At 46.3% G+C, this 17,706-nt stretch carries 17 protein-coding genes and 2 riboswitches; of the genes, 8 read left to right on the top strand and 9 right to left on the bottom strand.

Features of this window, described 5'->3' with window-relative positions:
* Positions 1–168 precede the first annotated feature (168 nt).
* From gcvPB to gcvT, 3 genes are all read right to left on the bottom strand, one after another.
* Positions 169–1,704, bottom strand: coding sequence for an aminomethyl-transferring glycine dehydrogenase subunit GcvPB (gcvPB, locus tag J2Z66_RS24945; protein WP_376774473.1), 1,536 nt, complete (start codon positions 1,702–1,704; stop codon positions 169–171).
* Positions 1,701–3,056: an aminomethyl-transferring glycine dehydrogenase subunit GcvPA gene (gene gcvPA, locus J2Z66_RS24940; RefSeq protein ID WP_209975443.1), complete on the bottom strand. Its 1,356-nt coding sequence runs from the start codon at positions 3,054–3,056 to the stop codon at positions 1,701–1,703. Before gcvPA ends, gcvPB begins: the two co-directional genes overlap by 4 nt.
* A gap of 155 nt (positions 3,057–3,211) precedes the next feature.
* The gene (gene gcvT / locus J2Z66_RS24935; RefSeq protein ID WP_209975442.1) at positions 3,212–4,303 is read right to left on the bottom strand and encodes a glycine cleavage system aminomethyltransferase GcvT; all 1,092 of its coding nucleotides are present in this window, start codon (positions 4,301–4,303) and stop codon (positions 3,212–3,214) included.
* A 106-nt stretch (positions 4,304–4,409) separates the two neighbouring features.
* A riboswitch (glycine riboswitch) is annotated at positions 4,410–4,505 on the bottom strand.
* 3 nt (positions 4,506–4,508) lie between these two features.
* Positions 4,509–4,607: riboswitch (glycine riboswitch) on the bottom strand.
* A gap of 242 nt (positions 4,608–4,849) precedes the next feature.
* Between gcvT and gcvH the strand changes: the two genes are divergently transcribed.
* Both gcvH and J2Z66_RS24925 read left to right on the top strand, forming a co-directional pair.
* On the top strand, positions 4,850–5,233 hold the full coding sequence (gene gcvH, locus J2Z66_RS24930; RefSeq protein WP_209975441.1) for a glycine cleavage system protein GcvH: 384 nt from the start codon (positions 4,850–4,852) through the stop codon (positions 5,231–5,233).
* A 24-nt stretch (positions 5,234–5,257) separates the two neighbouring features.
* Entirely contained in the window at positions 5,258–5,848 is a 591-nt protein-coding gene (locus tag J2Z66_RS24925; RefSeq protein WP_209975440.1) for a sulfite oxidase-like oxidoreductase, read from the top strand.
* Between the two features lie 283 nt (positions 5,849–6,131).
* On the opposite strand, the gene J2Z66_RS24920 is transcribed toward J2Z66_RS24925, so the two are convergent.
* Both J2Z66_RS24920 and J2Z66_RS24915 read right to left on the bottom strand, forming a co-directional pair.
* Positions 6,132–6,461 (bottom strand): hypothetical protein, encoded by a 330-nt coding sequence (locus J2Z66_RS24920; protein WP_209975439.1) that lies wholly within the window; start codon positions 6,459–6,461, stop codon positions 6,132–6,134.
* A gap of 42 nt (positions 6,462–6,503) precedes the next feature.
* On the bottom strand, positions 6,504–10,082 hold the full coding sequence (locus tag J2Z66_RS24915) for a CheR family methyltransferase (RefSeq protein WP_209975438.1): 3,579 nt from the start codon (positions 10,080–10,082) through the stop codon (positions 6,504–6,506).
* 302 nt (positions 10,083–10,384) lie between these two features.
* On the opposite strand from J2Z66_RS24915, the gene J2Z66_RS24910 reads away from it, so the two are divergent.
* From J2Z66_RS24910 to J2Z66_RS24900, 3 genes are all read left to right on the top strand, one after another.
* On the top strand, positions 10,385–10,774 hold the full coding sequence (locus tag J2Z66_RS24910; RefSeq protein WP_209975437.1) for an IDEAL domain-containing protein: 390 nt from the start codon (positions 10,385–10,387) through the stop codon (positions 10,772–10,774).
* Positions 10,775–10,943: 169 nt separating this feature from the next.
* The gene (thyA, locus tag J2Z66_RS24905; protein ID WP_209975436.1) at positions 10,944–11,738 is read left to right on the top strand and encodes a thymidylate synthase; all 795 of its coding nucleotides are present in this window, start codon (positions 10,944–10,946) and stop codon (positions 11,736–11,738) included.
* A 48-nt stretch (positions 11,739–11,786) separates the two neighbouring features.
* On the top strand, positions 11,787–12,272 hold the full coding sequence (locus J2Z66_RS24900; protein ID WP_209975435.1) for a dihydrofolate reductase: 486 nt from the start codon (positions 11,787–11,789) through the stop codon (positions 12,270–12,272).
* Positions 12,273–12,352: 80 nt separating this feature from the next.
* Here the strand turns inward: J2Z66_RS24900 and J2Z66_RS24895 are convergent, their stop codons facing one another.
* From J2Z66_RS24895 to J2Z66_RS24880, 4 genes are all read right to left on the bottom strand, one after another.
* Positions 12,353–12,988 carry a YcnI family copper-binding membrane protein gene (locus J2Z66_RS24895; RefSeq protein ID WP_245375809.1) on the bottom strand — a complete coding sequence of 212 codons (636 nt, stop codon included), beginning with the start codon at positions 12,986–12,988 and terminating at the stop codon, positions 12,353–12,355.
* A gap of 95 nt (positions 12,989–13,083) precedes the next feature.
* Entirely contained in the window at positions 13,084–13,752 is a 669-nt protein-coding gene (locus J2Z66_RS24890) for a response regulator (protein WP_209975433.1), read from the bottom strand.
* The gene (locus tag J2Z66_RS24885; protein ID WP_209975489.1) at positions 13,752–14,555 is read right to left on the bottom strand and encodes a sensor histidine kinase; all 804 of its coding nucleotides are present in this window, start codon (positions 14,553–14,555) and stop codon (positions 13,752–13,754) included. The genes J2Z66_RS24890 and J2Z66_RS24885 overlap by 1 nt, the downstream gene beginning before the upstream one ends.
* Before the next feature lie 156 nt (positions 14,556–14,711).
* Positions 14,712–15,095 (bottom strand): response regulator, encoded by a 384-nt coding sequence (locus tag J2Z66_RS24880; protein ID WP_209975432.1) that lies wholly within the window; start codon positions 15,093–15,095, stop codon positions 14,712–14,714.
* A gap of 46 nt (positions 15,096–15,141) precedes the next feature.
* Between J2Z66_RS24880 and J2Z66_RS24875 the strand changes: the two genes are divergently transcribed.
* From J2Z66_RS24875 to J2Z66_RS24865, 3 genes are all read left to right on the top strand, one after another.
* Positions 15,142–15,501 carry an Hpt domain-containing protein gene (locus tag J2Z66_RS24875; RefSeq protein WP_209975431.1) on the top strand — a complete coding sequence of 120 codons (360 nt, stop codon included), beginning with the start codon at positions 15,142–15,144 and terminating at the stop codon, positions 15,499–15,501.
* A 528-nt stretch (positions 15,502–16,029) separates the two neighbouring features.
* A complete protein-coding gene (locus J2Z66_RS24870) occupies positions 16,030–16,317 on the top strand; it encodes a CD3324 family protein (RefSeq protein ID WP_209975430.1) in 288 nt (95 codons plus the stop codon).
* A 969-nt stretch (positions 16,318–17,286) separates the two neighbouring features.
* Positions 17,287–17,661 carry a response regulator gene (locus J2Z66_RS24865; RefSeq protein WP_209975429.1) on the top strand — a complete coding sequence of 125 codons (375 nt, stop codon included), beginning with the start codon at positions 17,287–17,289 and terminating at the stop codon, positions 17,659–17,661.
* Positions 17,662–17,706: the final 45 nt, after the last annotated feature.

Here is a 17,706-nt window from a genome sequence, read left to right as displayed (position 1 = left end):
AACAACTCTGGGCGTCCTTTAAGGTACGACGGAGTAGGACGGGAGCGGGTTCTCCTATTCCGAAAATGACACGGTGTCAATTTTTAAAAGTGTTCGAACAAAAACAAGCATTCTATTAACCTGCCGCAGGTTAAACAGAATGCTTGTTTTTGTTATGCGCAAATGATTTTACCCGCAGGAGCAGTTCAGGACTGGCTTGCGTGCCGCCAATGCTTCATCCATACGGCTGACTACCGTAGTGTAAGGAGCGTTCTGGACCAGCTCCGGATTATCTTCCGCTTCTTTAGCAACCTGAATCATCGTATCAATAAATTGATCAAGTGTTTCTTTGCTCTCCGTTTCGGTCGGTTCGATCATGATGCATTCTTCCACGTTCAGCGGGAAGTAAATAGTAGGCGGATGATACCCGAAATCTAACAGCCGCTTGGCGATGTCTAGAGTCCGGACGCCGAGTTTTTTCTGCCGGTTGCCTGACAGCACGAATTCATGCTTGCAAAAGCGCGGATGCGGCACATCGAAATAAGGTGTTAGTCTGGCTAGCATGTAATTGGCATTCAGCACGGCATATTCGGAAACCTTGCGCAGGCCTTCCGGACCTAGCGTCCGGATATACGTATAAGCCCGTACCAAAATGCCAAAATTGCCGTAGAAGGCTTTAACCCGCCCGATGGACTCGGGGATATTGTAATCGAAATAAAAGGTTCCGTCCGCACGCTTGTCAACAAGCGGGGCTGGAAGGAAAGGAATCAGCCTTTCCTTGACGCCAACAGGACCTGCACCTGGTCCGCCACCGCCGTGAGGGGTGCTCATTGTCTTGTGAAGATTGAGATGGACGACATCAAAGCCCATATCTCCTGGTCTCGTAATTCCCATAATGGCATTGGCATTCGCCCCGTCATAGTAGAGCAGACCGCCGGCTTCATGTACTATAGCTGCAATTTCAACAATTTGTTCTTCGAAAAGTCCCAGTGTATTCGGGTTCGTCAGCATCAGAGCCGCAGTGTCGGAACCAACAGCGGCCTTCAACTCGTCAAGATTAACCAGCCCGCGCTCATTGGACTTGATGGTGATCGTTTCGAATCCGGCGACTGTAGCGCTGGCCGGATTCGTGCCGTGTGCCGAGTCGGGCACGATAACCTTGGTTCTCTTCTCGCCGCGGCTCTCATGGTAGGCCCGGATCATCATAAGACCCGTCCATTCACCGTGAGCTCCGGCTGCCGGCTGGAGCGTTACACGGTCCATACCGGTAATGGCGGCCAGATCCTGCTGCAGGTTGTACAGCAGCTCCATAGCGCCTTGCAGAGATTCTTCAGGCTGGTAAGGATGAATTTTGGCGAAGCCGGGGAAACGTGCCACATCCTCATTAATTTTTGGATTGTATTTCATGGTACAGGAGCCCAGCGGATAAAAGCCGTTATCGATCCCAAAGTTTCTGCGGGACAAGGCGGTGTAATGACGAATGACATCCACTTCGAATACTTCAGGCAGCTCAGCAGGGGCTTTGCGCAGAAATTTTCCGGGTATCAACGTAGTAAGAGGGGAAGCAGGCACATCGCTTTCTGGCAATGCGTAGGCGACCCGTCCGGGATGACTGATTTCAAAAATAAGTGATTTGCCGTTAGGCTGCAGCTCCTGAGTCTGACTGATAACCTGATTTTTGTCCTGATTCTTATCCTGATCTAGGGTCTGAACGTTGTCACTCATAGCAATTCCTCCAATACGGCAGCGAAATGATCAATATCTTCACGTGTTCTTTGTTCTGTGACAGCGATCAGCATATGGCCTTCAAGCTCGGGATAATCAAGGCCAAGATCGTAGCCGCCGATAATGTTATGGTCAAGCAGCTTGCTGTTCAATTGCTTAACACTTGTGCCTTCAGGCAGCCTGACGGCAAATTCATTAAAGTAGCTGCCGCTAAAGGGAAGGGACAGCCTGCCCCCGGCTGTAAGGCGTTCCGCGGCGTAATGGGCTTTTTGCACATTAAGGTTTCCAACATCCTGAATGCCCTGCTTGCCCATCGTCGACAAATATACGGAAGCGCACAGCGCAAGCAAGGCCTGGTTCGAGCAAATATTCGACGTCGCTTTCTCACGGCGGATATGCTGCTCTCTGGCTTGGAGCGTGAGCACGAAACCACGCTTACCGGCCCGGTCGACGGTTTGCCCGACGATGCGCCCTGGCATACGGCGCATCCATTTCTCGGCGACGGCGAAGTAGCCGCAGCTGGGCCCCCCGAGCGAAGCGGGGATGCCGAGCGGCTGGCAGTCGCCGACGACAATGTCGGCGCCCAGGCGGCCCGGCGCCTCCAGCAGGCCAAGCGTGAGCGGATTCGCGCTCACGACGAGCAGTGCGCCCACGCCATGGGCGAGGGACTCCATGGCTGCGATATCCTCCACCACGCCGAAGAAGTTCGGCGATTGGAGGATAACGCCCGCCGTCTCGCCGCTGACCTTGGAAGTGAGGTCGCTGAGGTCGGTTCCGCCTTCAGGCGTCAGTCCGATCTCCACCACTTCCAAGTTCAGCCCGCGTGCGGTTGTGCGCAGAATGTGGCGCGCCTCCGGGTGCACCGCTCTGGATACGAGCAGACGGCTGCGCTTCGTCGCGCCGCTGGCGAGGGCGCCTGCCTCAGCCAGCGCAGTAGCCCCATCGTACATGGATGCGTTCGCTACCGCCATGCCGGTAAGCTCACAGATATATGATTGAAATTCAAAGATCGCCTGCAGCTCCCCTTGGCTAATCTCCGGCTGATACGGCGTATACGCGGTGTAGAATTCCGATCTTGAAATCACATGATTGATGACCACCGGAAGATGATGATCGTAGATCCCGGCGCCAAGAAAGCTGGCATATTGATCGAAATCGGCATTTTTGCCGGCAAGTCTTCTCATATACCGCAGCAGGCCTTGTTCGTCCAAAGCCTTGGATACCTGAAGCTCCCCTTGGAAGCGGACTTTAGCAGGGATATCCCCGAACAGCTCATCGATAGATGAGATGCCGATGGTTTCCAGCATTTGTGCTTCATCCTGCTCGGTAATCGGTAAATAGCGATGCTTCATGATGGCAGTGCTCCTTTTTATCATTCTAATCTGGGTTTGTTTTCTTACATTTAGTTAGTGAGTTAGTGAGTTAGTTAGTGAGTTTAATTATTTATTTATTTATTTATCTAATTATTTATTTGAGTGCCAGTTCTGCTAATCTTTATTTGCCAGCCCTAGCTCTTTCGCTTATAAAAAGGTGTGGAGACTACCTTTGCCTTCACCTGAACGCCTCTAATTTCAACAAATACTTCGCTGTTTAGCTGGGTGTATGCTTTATCAAGAAGAGCCAGCCCTACATTCGTTTTGAGTGTGGGTGATTGGGTGCCTGTTGTGACTTCACCGATTTGCTTGCCATCCGCAAAGACGGGATAATGCGGACGCGGTATGCCGCGGTCGATCATCTCAATGCCCACGAGCTTGCGGGGAATTCCGGCAGTCTTCTGCGCAGCCAATGCTTCCTGGCCTATAAAATCACCTTTATCCAGCTTTACAAAAAAGGATAGACCAGCCTCCAGCGGAGTAATGTCCTGGGACAGCTCCTGTCCGTACAGGGGCAGCCTTGCCTCGAAGCGCAATGTGTCTCTAGAGCCCAGCCCGGCTGGAACCAAGCCTTCATCCTGGCCGGCTTCTAGCAGCAAGCTCCAAAGCTTGATGGCATCTGCCTGGTCAATATAGAATTCATAACCATCCTCACCGGTATAGCCTGTTCGTGATACAAGTGCTTGGATCCCGGATACAGATACGTCAGAGAGAAAATGGAAAGCTTTTAGCTCCTGAAGGGGAGCATCCGTTAGCTTTAATGCAATTTTCTCGGCATGTGGTCCTTGGAGGGCGAGCATCGCTGTAGTCTCAGATATGTCGCTTAGCTCTACTGAACCGGACAAATTCTGCTTCATCCAGGCAATATCCTTATCGATGTTGGAGGCATTGATAACTAGCATGTACGATGCCTCCGCAAGCTTATAGACGAGCAGGTCATCGACAACTCCACCGTTCGGATAGCACATTAGACTATACTGGCATTGGCCGTTCTCCAGCTTGGTTACATCATTCGTCGTCAGCTTTTGCAGGTAGGCCTCAGCATCAGCTCCTGAAACGGTCACTTCCCCCATATGGGAAACATCAAACAATCCAGCCTGCTGCCGCACTGCGTCGTGCTCCTTTTGAATGCCTGCGAACTGCACGGGAAGCTCCCAGCCCCCGAAGTCGATCACTCTCGCTCCATGCTCGGCATACACCGGAAAGAGCGGTGTTCTTTTTAACATATCGTCATCCTCACCTTCCATTCTTCTACGTGGCATCCTTGTGGTTATAGTGCCCAAAACACGCAAAAAAGAGCAAAAAGTACGTATCATAAATACACACCTTTTGCTCTGTCCTTTGTACCTGAGAGTTACCTCGCAGAAATTCATCCTTCAGCAAGTTTCCCCTTGGGTGTCCGTATGTATGTCCCGGAACTCTCCAGAGTTGCGTCCAATGTAGGTCCCTTGTACCTGAGAGATTCACCTTTTCCAGGTTTACTCCTTCGGCGCTGCGCCGCTTACACGCAATCTCTCCCTGCATCTTCATCCGCGAATATTTAAAAATATCAGAAAGCATGCCAGAGCATACTCTAAAATATGATATTTCTAAGCAAACGTGCTCCTTCAGAGGAGGATGCTGTCGTTTACCCATAATTAAGCTACTCTATATTATTACTCAATGTTGGTGTAATTTGTCAACCTAAACTTTTTAGAATAAGGTTAGCTTGACTTTCTTGTGATTCTTGGATTAAGCTAAAAGCAAAATTTGCGTGAAGCGAGGCGTTAGCAATGAGTCAGGTACAAGCTAATTTATTTTATACAAAAGAACACGAATGGGTGGAGAAGCTTTCGGATACGCTAGTACGTATAGGCATTACCGATTTTGCCCAAGATCAGCTTGGGGATATTGTGTTTGTGGAACTACCGAAGGCAGGTACGGCCATCTCTGTAGAGGAGAGCATTGGAAGCGTGGAATCTGTTAAAACGGTATCCGATATTTTCTCGCCAATTACCGGTAAGGTAAGCGCTGTAAACGAAGCCTTGGAAAGCTCACCTGAGCTTGTAAACAGCAGTCCCTATAGCGAAGGCTGGATGGTTGAAGTCGAAGTGGCGGGTGCTGAAGCATTCGAAGGCCTGCTGTCGGCAGCAGAATACGAAGCTTATATCAACTAGTGAAAAGAAGCGGAGGTTATTCCTGTGTTATCCGGAGAAAAGGCTGAAGAGAACGATCAACGTGTTCCGCCGGGACAAACGCTAACAGAGGGATGGCCTGTGCTTCATTATGGTTCCGTGCCTTATTATAACGATATGAGCAAATGGAATTTGCGAATTTTCGGATTGGTGGAAGAGGAATATACGATTTCCTACAAGCATTTCATGGCACTTCCGCGCAGGCAGTACAGCAATGATATTCATTGCGTCACAACCTGGTCCAAGCTCGATAATGTGTGGGAAGGGATAGCGGTATCGGAGCTGATGAGCAAGGTGAAGCTGAAGCCCGAGGCCCAATTTGTGATGCTGCATGCTGAGCATGGCTGGACAACGAATCTGCCTCTTGAGGATTTTCTGCGGGATACTTCCTTTTTGGGCATCCGGCATCAGGGGAAATTGCTTAGTCCTGAGCATGGCTCGCCGGTCCGGATGGTGGTGCCGCATCTGTATTTTTGGAAAAGCGCCAAATGGCTGCGGGGTATCGAGCTGATGGAGAAGGATAAGCCAGGTTTCTGGGAGCTCAACGGCTACCATATGTACGGTGATCCGTGGAAATCGCAAAGATACGATTTTTAAGTTATAGATTCAAAATTAATAGCTTGCCAATTAACTGAAGAATAGCCCCCGTGCGCATACCAGGCACAAGGGGCTATTCTTTTTAGTGTGAGAGATGTTTTTTTATTTAGAGCTAGTCCTACTTTCACTATCCCTTTCCCTTAGGGAGGAAAGCAATCTCTGCAACTGGCAGTCCCGTGTTGTGTTTCGCGTCTTTTGAGCGTGTGCTCGACTTAACGATGTTTTTCATCGTTAAATTAAAGATATGGGGAGGGCCTGGTGCTTTTAACGATGAAAAACATCGTTAAAGCAGTGGATCGTAGTGGATCCTTTCAGTCGAGCCTGCTGGCGGGCCGATCTTCAGCCCAGCGGCTTGGCCCGGGGGGAAATCTCCTTCAATCCAGAGAAAAACCCATGCTGGCAGTCCGTTTGAGCTTGGTGTTCGTGTGATTCGTGTAATTGTAGCTGAGAGAGTTACGGCTGTGGGTGGAAGAGCGTCCGCGACCGCCGGAAGCTCTTCCCCGTCCGCCTTTAAAGATTTGTTCCAACCTCCCATCCATTTCCATTGAAAGGAACAAATCTTTAACAGCGGCTGGAGCCCACAGCCATTCCCTCCGCAGCGCACCAAAGCCATGAACACGCCCCTCAAAGGACGCTCATGAAGGGTGTTTTTTTATTAGCCTTCCCCGGGCTTTAATACGATCGTAACTGTCGTACCTTTCCCCAGGGTGCTTTTGATCGAAATGGTGCCTTGATGATTGGCAATGATTTTATAGCTGACCATCAATCCAAGTCCAGTCCCGTTTTCTTTAGTTGTATAGAAGGGCTGGCCAAGCTTTGTTAAGGTTTTCTTCGGAATCCCTATTCCTTGGTCGCTGAAGCTGATTGAAATTGCTTTATCCTCATTGAGACGGACTTTAACGAGTAAAATGCCTCCCTGCGGCATAGATTCAATGCCATTTTTCAAAATATTGATAAAAACCTGCTTTAATTGATTTTCAACGCAGTTGACCAAAGGAATCATGGCGACAAATTTGGTGACGATTTCCACATTTTTAAGAATAGCTTGCGTTTCCAGCAGCATCACGACATCTTGAAGGATTTGGGTGATATCCTGTAAAGCGAATTGCTGCTCAGGAGGACGCGCCAGTAATAACAGCTCGCTGATGACCGTTTCAATGCGATCCAGCTCTGAAGACATGATTTGCAAGTAATTTTTTTTGTCGGTGCTTGGCTCAAGCAGCTTGGTGAAGCCTTTTAAAGCGGTTAGCGGGTTACGGATTTCATGCGCGATGCCAGCGGCTAATTGACCAACAGCAGAAAGCATATCGGTTTTATGCAGAATCTCCAGTGTGTTTTTTTGCTCCGTTATATCTTCGGAAATTTTCAGGAAAAAAATGATTTCGCCCTCATAATTCGTAATAGGCAGTAGAGAAACCCACTCACAGAACTTTTCCCCATTTTTACGCTTGGCCAGCAATTCACCGCTCCATTTCGTACCTGATGCCAATTGGCTCCATATTTCCTCCAACTGCTCCTGAGAAAGGCTGTCAGAATGAAGCTGAAGCTTGTTCTTGGCCATTTCTTCCTGACTGTAGCCTAATGTTTCACTGGCTTTGTTGTTCACATATTTAATCCGCCGTGATAAATCAGTAATGACAATACACCCGGGGCTTTGCTGAATCGCGTAAGAAAGAATGAGCAGCTCTTCATTTGCTTTTTTCAATTCGCTAATATCGATAAATGTAATCACGACACCTGTGTTTTCATTCGTTAGGGTACGGTAAGGCAGCAGCTTAATATGATACCATTTGCCGTTACGGCTTCTGATGTCTTTTTCGACCGATTTGCCCGTGTTCAGCACATGCTGCGTATCGCTCAGGAAATGATCGTATTGCAGGTTGTGTGAGATGTCGCGGAAAGGTCGCCCGATATCGACATTCATTAAATTGATTTCTTTGGTTAGAGCGGGAGTGAATTTGCGAATTCGCATTCTATTGTCCAGGAAAAGGGTAGCGATTTCTGTGCTGATAACAAAATTGGACATATCCGTATTAATTTCGGTCAATTCCTGAATTTTGTTCTGGTACTCGTTGTTGATGACCAGTAATTCTTCATTCATAGACTGCAGCTCCTCATTGGTGCTCTGCAGCTCTTCGTTGGCGACAATCAATTCTTCGTTCGCGGCCTGGTACTCCTCGTTGGAGGTTTCCAGTTCTTCGATCGTTACCTGGATGGTTTCTTTCGCATGGAACAATTCCGACTCCAGATCTTTAATATGCTGATTGATCGTATGCTCCATATGGAAAGTAGAGCCACTAAACGGCCGCTCCACTTCAGCAGCTTTCTCCTCTGGCACTTCATGATTTTCTTGAAAAAATATAATAGTCAGCTTATCGTTAGCCGAACGGACATTAAAAGGCTTGGTATGCAAATTGATCGATTTCATCCGGCTGCCATCATGGATCAGAAGGTCGTTGTAAATCACTTCAGTTCCTTCTTTTCTAACCTTGTGCAGGGCGGTACCAATGGCTACAGATAAGGCTTCAGGAATCATTTTAAACAAGCTGTGGCTTGGCTTCCCCTTGGGGATTATCAAGTATTGGCTGGCATTTCCGTTAATATGGATAATCTCATTATTCTCGTCAACAATGACGCAGGCAGGGACATATTCCTCTAGCAGCTTCGTATAAATGTTGTCCAGCTTGATGATCCGTTCCGTTTCCTTTAAGCGGGCTATTACTTGGTTTTTCTGTTTGGAGGTGTTCTCGCTTACAGGATTATTCAATGCAAATGAATTCACCGACATCCAATGGGTAATTTCTTTGTATTGATAAATGTTCCATTTACTGTCCATGGGTGTGAACAGATTGGTCAGCTTGCCAAGCGTTTCGCTCGGTCCCAGGAAAAGAAAGGCATCCAGCTTTAAAGCGAAATGGAACAGGGAAATAACCTTCCGCTGCATTTCAGGCTCTAAATAAATGAACATATTCCGGCAGGTTACCAGATCCAATTGAATGAAGGGAGGGTCCTTTAACATATTGTGCTGGGCAAAAACGATCATTTGTCTAATTTCTTTATTGACTTGATACTCGCTTCCCTGAAGTGTGAAATATTTTTTTAGATGCTCCGGAGAAACACTTCGGGTTATAAGATCGGGATAAACGCCGCGGCTGGCAAATTGAATCGATTCCTTATCCAGATCTGTAGCAAATATTTTGACTTCGTATTCGGTCCCGATCGATTCCATGTGCTGTTTAATGAGGATGGCAATCGAGTAAACCTCTTCGCCCGTGGAGCAGCCGGCAACCCAAACACGGATCTGCTTATTTTCCGCACGCTGCTCAAAGATTTGGGGGAGGATTTTCTCAGCAATGATAGCAAACGCTTCGGGATCGCGGAAAAAATGAGTAACCCCAATTAAGAAATCTTTCTGCAAGGCAGCAACCTCGTCCGGGTTTTCCATCAGAAAGCGATTATAATCCCCAATATGATAAAAGCCTTTCATGCTCATTCTTCTTTGAAGCCGGCGCAGGATACTTTTTTTCTTATAGTAAGTAAAATCGACTCCGGAGGCTTGTTTCAAAATAGCAAATAAAGCCACCTGCTCCTCTTCAAGCAGCTCTTTGTTATGATTTGTAAAAAAGGTGATGTATTTAAGGATTACTCCCGGCATTTCTGCTGATGACAGGCTGTAATCAAATTGTTCTTTTATCGGCAAGCTTTCATCAGGGAAGGATTGACTATAGGCAGCATGCTCAACCAATACTAATCCGTTCTCTTTCTTTACCGCGTCTATACCCTGTAAGCCATCCATGGTCTCACGGCCAGCGAAAATAATAGCGATACTTTGACTGCCAAAGCTGCTGGCGAGGGCGGCAAACAAGCGGTCTGCGGGCATGCTGCTGCTTGCTTTATCCTCGTATTCGGTGAGAGAAAACCTTCCATCATGAATCACTAGTTTTTGCCTAGGGGGGATGATATAAATGCAATTGGCCAGAAGCTCCATCTTATGTTCAGCTTCAATTACAGGCATAGCCGTGAAGCCAGCAAGCTGCTGGATGAGAAGCCTGGTCTGCTCTGGTTCTGCTTGTTCCTGTGCAATCAGATAAGCAATGCCATTGGACGATGACGTGTGACTGAGGAAGGTTTGCAACCCTTCGCACGGCATCGCAGATGCGGCAATTCCGACTATATAATCAACATGGCTTACTGGTATATCCACTTTTTCATTCGAATCATCAGAATAGTTCATGCCAGCTCTCCTTTCCTATATATTACCTTTTTATTATTTATTTAGGAAGTAATTGGTCATATTTAGCGCAAAAATCTAGCTATCTGAAACATAGTTCGCGATGATAGGACGATTTCCCTTTTCTGTTCACCTTTTTTCGACATTTTTCAACTTTTAAACCAGATTAGGGGGTGAAATCTGAGAAGTTTATGGAAAGGTCAGAATAAGTCAGGACTTGACTTTGTTAACTGTAATTTATATAATAACAGTAGGTGGTTGATGAAAACCCGCCATATGAAATCAGTAAAGAAAGGGTGAGTAGGATGACAAACGTGAAACAAATGCAGGTGCAGCCTGGGGATTGGGTCAGCGGAACAACAGTAGAAGACGAGAAAATCAGAGGCTTTGTAGAGGCAGTAAGCTGGGAGCGTGGATCGGCTCTAGTAAGAGTAACTGAAAGTGACCGGAAAGACGCAATTGGGAGAATTGCTGAAGGCTTGCTAAGCAAGCTGGAACTGCTGCAAGTTGAAGCATGGTTGGATGAAAGAGCCTTGGCTGATCTGATTGATATTGCTTTAGTGACTAGAGACGAGCAGTGGTTCATGGAATTGACCTCCTCACTCGGAGAACTGCGTAATCAAACAAAGAAGTCCAAATCACCTACACATAAACAACCGATATCAATGCCCCATCGTCGTATCTGGATGGATTAACTATAGGTTTATGAACGTCAAATGAGCGCTATTCATGCGTTCATTTTTTTTGTCATTGCCAGATACTTTCGGTATAACCGCCAAAAGAGTATAATAGGCAAAAGAGAAGCGTAAGCGTATTGCTGTTAAACTTGGATCAACTATTTCGGACTGATTGAGGTGTGTGACTTTGCAAGCATATTTAGAGCTTTTACAAGATATTTTGGACAACGGCACGAAGAAAGAGGACAGGACTGGAACGGGAACGATATCTGTATTTTCCCGTCAGCTGCGCTTTGATCTGGCGAAGGGCTTTCCTTTACTGACCACGAAAAAACTGCATATCAAATCGATTTTACACGAGCTGTTGTGGTTTCTGAGCGGGGAAACGAATATTGCTTATTTGAAGGAGAAGGGGGTCAGGATCTGGAATGAATGGGCTGACGAAGAAGGGAACCTGGGCCGCGTGTACGGTGCGCAGTGGCGGACATGGCTGGGCCCTGACGGCAGAACAACGGATCAGATCAGCCAGCTGATCGACCAAATTCGTAACAATCCGGATTCAAGAAGACATTTGGTCAGCGCATGGAATCCCGCTGAGGTAAGTGCCATGGCGCTGCCTCCTTGTCATTATGCTTTTCAGTTTTATGTAGCGGACGGCAAGCTTTCCTGCATGTTCAATATGCGGTCGGTTGACACATTCCTTGGTCTGCCATTTAATATTGCAAGCTATGCCTTTCTCACCTATATGGTGGCACAGCAGTGCGATCTTGAGGTAGGAGAGCTGATCTGGTGCGGAGGCGATGTGCACATTTATCTGAATCATATCGAGCAGGTGAAGCTGCAGCTCACCCGTGAACCTTATCCTTTGCCGAAGCTGCTTATTAAGCGCAAGCCAGATTCTATTTTTGATTATGCATTCGAGGACTTTGAAATTGCTGATTATGTGAGCCATCCGGGGATCAAGGGTTTAATTGCTATTTAAAAATTGCTATTTAATAAATTGCCATTTACAAGTTTGGAGTTGAAGCTAGTGAGCATTTCCTTTATTTATGCCATGGACCGCAATCGGGCTATCGGGAAGGATAATAGTCTTCCTTGGCATTTGCCAGCTGATTTGAAGTTTTTTAAAAGCGTGACAACAGGGCATCCTATCCTGATGGGCCGCAAAACGTATGAATCGATCGGTAAGCCGCTCCCGGGCAGACGCAATGTGATCATCACGCAGAATCCCCGCTTTTCTGCCGAAGGCTGCGAAGTTATCCACTCTGTAGAACAAGCATTGGAGCTGTTTCACGACGAGGAGCTGTTTGTCATAGGAGGAGCGGAGATCTTCCGTCTTTTCTTGGGAAAAGTGGATCGCATGTACATTACGGAAATTGATCATGAATTTGCGGCTGACACCTACTTCCCAGATATGTCGATGGAGCAGTGGGAGCTGGTTTCCAGTGAGCAGGGTCAACAGGATGAGAAAAATCCTTATGTGTTCCATTTCCGGATATATGATAGAAAGCATTAGCAGATTTGTAAAAAAACAGCACAAAGACCTGGCTCTTAGGGCCAGGTCTTTGTGCTGTATAAACGTATGTGAAAGCTAATTTAAGCTTTTTTTCTAGCAATTGAAACGATCAGTGCCAAGGCTCCTAGCACAACGGCAGCAATGGAAAGGTAGAGTGCAGTTTGTGAGGAAGAGCCGTCACCCTCGCTGTTTTTCTCATCAACGGTAGTGCTTTGCCCATGGCTGTCAACTGATGTGCCTGCAGCTTTAGCTTGGACTAAAGTAATTGAAGACGGCTTCTGGGATCCTTCGGCACCAGTCCATTCGACTACGGTCCCATTTTTATAGGTTTGATAAGCTTTCCATTCAATCTGGGTTGCAGCATCAGCGACCTTGCCTTGCATACTGAATTCACCGAATTCAATACGCGCTAGTCCATCACCCTCTGAAGTCCAAGTGACGCCTGTGATTTTGTTTTCTGCATCTTTGGCTACTTCGTAAGTCCAGCCCGGCTTCGGCTCGAAGCGGAGGATACTTACAGCATCGACCTGGAATCTAACCTCAACCTTTACTGTTGAAGTGCCCTCTTCTTCAGAAGGAACGCGGACTGTGAATTTTTCATACGAGCCTTGCGTGGTTTGTGTGGGATAAACAACGACGTGAGCGCTTGCTATACCAGCAAATAAAATAGAGCCAATCATTAGAATTACACAATTCATCATCATTTTTTTAACCATAAGTTTCAAGCCCCTTTCAAGCATCTTTGCGTATGGTTTCATAATAAATGAAATGCCTGTAAATCCATATGGCTCAAGTGGGCTATTTCGGCCTCTTAATTTTGTACTCTTCGTGTCAATCCGTATTTAATGGCATAGGAAGTCAGTTGAACCCGGTTTTCCATGTCGAGCTTTTCCAGTATGTTCTTCATATGGTTTTTGACGGTGTTCTCTGAGATCAGCAGCTTTTCGGCAATTTGGCGGTTATTATCTCCGAGTGCTACGCAGGCTGCAATTTGCTGTTCTCTAGAGGTAAGCATGCTGGGGTCTGGATCGTCAGGCATACTGCCAAGCGGGGCGCGAAAGCGCAGAAAGAGGCGATCCGCCATTTGCCTGGCTACTTCAGAATTGTCATCTAGCAGGGCATGGAGGTAAGTAAGCCATTCGTCGGGGTCCATATTTTTTAATAAATACCCTTGGGCTCCAAACTGCAGGGCTGTAAATAAATCCGCCACATCATCAGATACGGTCAGCACGACAATTCGGATATGCGGGTAAAGCTGCTTAATTCGTCTGGTCGCTTCAAGTCCCCCTACTGGCGCCATGTGAATATCCATCAGCACAAGATCTGGCTCTACTTCTCCGCATAACAAAATAGCCTCTTCTCCATTATAAGCTTCCCCCACTACATAAAAAGCGGGATCTGGCTCCAGCATGCTTTGTACAGCTTTACGTGCTAACGGATGATCATCGGCAATCAGCACGCGAAATGGGGATGACTCCATCAATGATTCCTCCTCTGGACTTGTGCAAGCAGAACCGTTCCACTGCCTTCCGGTCGGGGGGAAAGCTCGAATGAGGCGGAGAGCTCTGCCGCTCGTTTTTGCATAATATTCATACCATAATGCTTTTGCTGGATATCGCCAGGATGAATGCCCATGCCGTTATCCTCGATACGCAACTCCCATTCGTGTGCTGCTGCAATAAGCTCTATAGAAGCCTTGGTTGCTTTGGAATGCTTGCGGATATTAGTAAAGGCTTCTTGGATCATACCGAATAACTGCACCTCCTCCGCTGAGCTGAAGGCATCATCGGCAACTGTTAATTGTTCATCGAGCTCAATACCTGTCATTTTCTGCCAATTCTGAAGCCACATGCTGATTCGCAATGAAAAAGAGCTTCCTTCCTCAGGGGGTGTCCGCAGATTAAAGATGGCTTGTCTAAGCGAACTATCGATTTCCGAAACAGCTGATTTAGCTTCGTCCAAATGTCCCTGCTTTAATTTTACATTGAGAAAAAATAACGTTTGCGCCAGATCATCATGCAGCTCTCTAGCCAATCTCTCCCGGTCTTCATAAACCGCCCGCCGCGCTTCTCCTGCAGCAAGCTTCTCATTAATCCCCTGAATGCTGCGGAACATCCAGGAAGCGAAAATATAAGAAAGGAGGAGCGTGATGATGGTCATATAGAAGTTGCCGGCCTCCATAGACAAATAGTTCAGCATATATTCATGGCGGATAAATTCGAAGCCCCCGATAATGAACGGCGGGAGCAGAATGGTAAGCAGCTTGAGCATGCGCAGCGACATCATTCACAACCTCCCTTTATATCATTCTGAGTTTTTGTAGAAAGTACTATCCGCAGCATAGAAAATTTGCTCTAACTTTGGTAAGGTTAGTTTAAGTTAAGACAAGACAAGACAAGACAAGACAAGACAAGACAAGATAAGTTAAGTTAAGTTAAGCTAAGTATTGTTAGTTTGAAGCATGGCAAGAATTCTTTCCTCCAGATGGAGCGGGTCAATCGGTTTCATAATAAAGTCGCAAGCTCCAAGCTTAATGCCTGCCACAACAGTTTCTTTACGGGAATCCCCGCTGATCAGCATAACGGGCACATCTTTAGTGGTGATGTCTTGCTTAAGCTTGCGAATGGCGGTTAGACCGTCCATGCCAGGCAAATTAATATCCATCATAATTAAATGGAATTTGCTTATTTTAGAAGGATACATGAAGAACTCATCTGAAGTAGGAAACGTTGTGATTTCGATATCATGCATGTCAAATATTTGCTTGACGAGCAGGCAGAATGGCGGGCTATCGTCAATAAGGGCAATTTGGGCGACGGACATATATACACTTCCTTTGTTATCATCATTTATAGTTGGAGGCTTTAACATGCATAGTGAAGACAGATTTCGCAAAATCATTGAGCAAACCAGAAAGCTCTTTCTGGATGATGCGTTAAAACGAAAAGCGGCATTTCAATTAAGCCTCGAGGCATGGGAAAACAAACAAATGTCTTCCTCTGCTTTGGTTGAACGGCTTTACCAGTTGTGTCATGCCCTCAAGGGAGTCGCATTGACCGTGGAATTGCCGCAGATTCATGGACATACAGAGGCTTTACTTTCGATCATTATACAACATAGGGAAGGGAATAAGGAAGATGATTTGGACGTGCAGCTACCTGGATGGCTGGAGCTGTGGAGAAGATTGTCTGAGTCCTTGGAGCAAAGCGCCGCATGGGGATCTGCCTGACTGCTGGTAGAAAATAACTATAATCAATCTTTCGCTTGAGAAAGAGCTGCCGAATATGAGTAAATAGAAGGGTAGCCGGCCGGCTGATTTCTTGGGAAAGGAGTGATCCAGTGATTACAACTTATGAGGTGATCTCTGCGTAAGCAGAGATGGTCATGTGCGGGGGCCGTAAGGCCTCCGCATAATTTTTGGAAGATGAGGTAGACAAAAGCAGGAAATTTCCCTATACTAGGGGTATAAGCATGACAAATATCTTAGGTGAAAGGAGTGTTAGGAATATGAACACAATGATGGGATTTACGATGATTGCAACCGCTGAGGTGCTCGTCTCTTAACTGAATATCATTCGTGGAATAACCATTCACCTGATTTGTATGAAATACATATACAAGACGCAGGCACGATGCTGTTATCGTGTTTTTTTTAATTCCATTTTTTAAGAATGATAGGAGGTTCAAGGGATGAAAACACTCAACATGTATAGAGGCATATCTAGAGGAAGTGTAAATTTTGAGGAGGTTTTCATCCATGAGCTACAAGAACGGAAAGGACGTTCTTCCCCCTAATCTGTTAAAACAATTACAAGAATACATCCAAGGTGAAATTATATATATTCCCAAAAAAGGGCAGAAACGCGCTGGTTGGGGCGAAAATAACGGAACGCGGGTGATCATTGAACAAAGGAACCGGGAGATTTTTCACAAGTATGAGAATGGCAAAACTGTGCTGGAGCTCATCCAAGCTTACCATCTCTCCGAGGACAGCATCCGCAAGATTATAGTCAAAACCAGAGAATTGACCGTGAGCCAGGTCTAGAAACAGTAACTTTTTGTTACTGTTTTTTTTTTGTTTATTATTATTGTTTGTTTTGTTTTTGGTTTTAACATAATTTTCAATTATATAATGCAGCTTTGCAGTGATGAAGTACGTGATATACTCTTCATTCTCCAAGGGAATCAGAGCAGCAGCGCAGATGTTCCTTATCACAAGTTGAGAGAAGGGAAAAGATGTGGGAGAGAGAGAGTAGCAGTTCGTCTCCCCGTAATTGAGTGTGGTAATTGTGTGTGCTTCACTTAACGATGTTTTTTCATCGCTAAAGGAAGAGTTTCCAGCTCAAAAGTCACTTTAACGATGATTTTCATCACTAAAAGAGAACGGATGGCCTCTCAGGGGGAAAAAAGGAATTTTTACGATGTTTTTCATCGTTGAAGTAAGGTTGTGGAGCCGACTTGGTACTTTAGCGATGAAAAACATCGTTAAAGTAGCTAATCCTCTCAGCTTTTCATTCTCAGTTATTCATTCTGAGCTTTTCATTTTCAGCGCCTCTGCCCCACTAGGAAATCTCTTCCAACTCAAAAGAAAAAACTTGTTGGCTGTCCGTTTGAGCTTGGCGTTCTTGCGCTCTGCAGCTGAGAGAGGGAATGGATGTAGGGGGAAGAACGATAGCGTTCGCATTTAAAGATTTGTTCCAACAGCGGCTGGAGCCCACATCCATTCCCTCTGCAATGCACCGACGTCACGAATGCGCTCCTCAAAGGACGCCAAAAGGGACTGTTGACAAAAGCCAATTTTACGAAAAATGACTTTTAGATACCCAGTGTTTATGCGGGTTCTCAAACGTCAATTTCGTCAAAAAGATAATTTGTCAACAGTCCCAAAAGACGGCCATCTTAAATCATTTTTTTTGAAGGAGTATGAGGAGGTAGTGGCGTATATGTTGTAGACAGGTTAGTTTGCCTGTTTTTTGCTTTATAAATTGAACTATTTTACAAGAGGAGCGTCATAATGTCTGTCTATAAAATTTTGCTTGCTGACGATGAAATGGCTTTAAGGTTCCTGCTGACAGAAACATTGTCCGATGAGGGCTTTGCAATTACGGAGGCTGAGGACGGGCAGCAGGCCATTGAAAGCTTGGGTAAGGATACATACGATTTAATTATTCTTGATTATATGATGCCGGAACGTACCGGGGTAGAGGTCTGTGAATGGCTTCGCGGCAGTGATAATCCGAACAAGTCTCTACCAGTCATTTTACTTACAGCTAAGGCTTTGGAAAAGGATAAGGAAAAAGCAAAAGCGGCGGGCGTAACTACTTATATTGTAAAGCCTTTTAGCCCGCTGCAACTGGTTGAAGTCGTCAAGCAGCTGTTGGAGGCCTGATTGCTAACCTGCGTAACACTTCGATAGAACGAAGGAGATGTGATC

It is taken from the genome of Paenibacillus eucommiae, from assembly GCF_017874215.1.
In the GTDB taxonomy this organism is placed as follows: Bacteria; Bacillota; Bacilli; order Paenibacillales; family NBRC-103111; genus Paenibacillus_AI; species Paenibacillus_AI eucommiae.
This window is presented reverse-complemented; position numbering and strand designations above follow the sequence as displayed.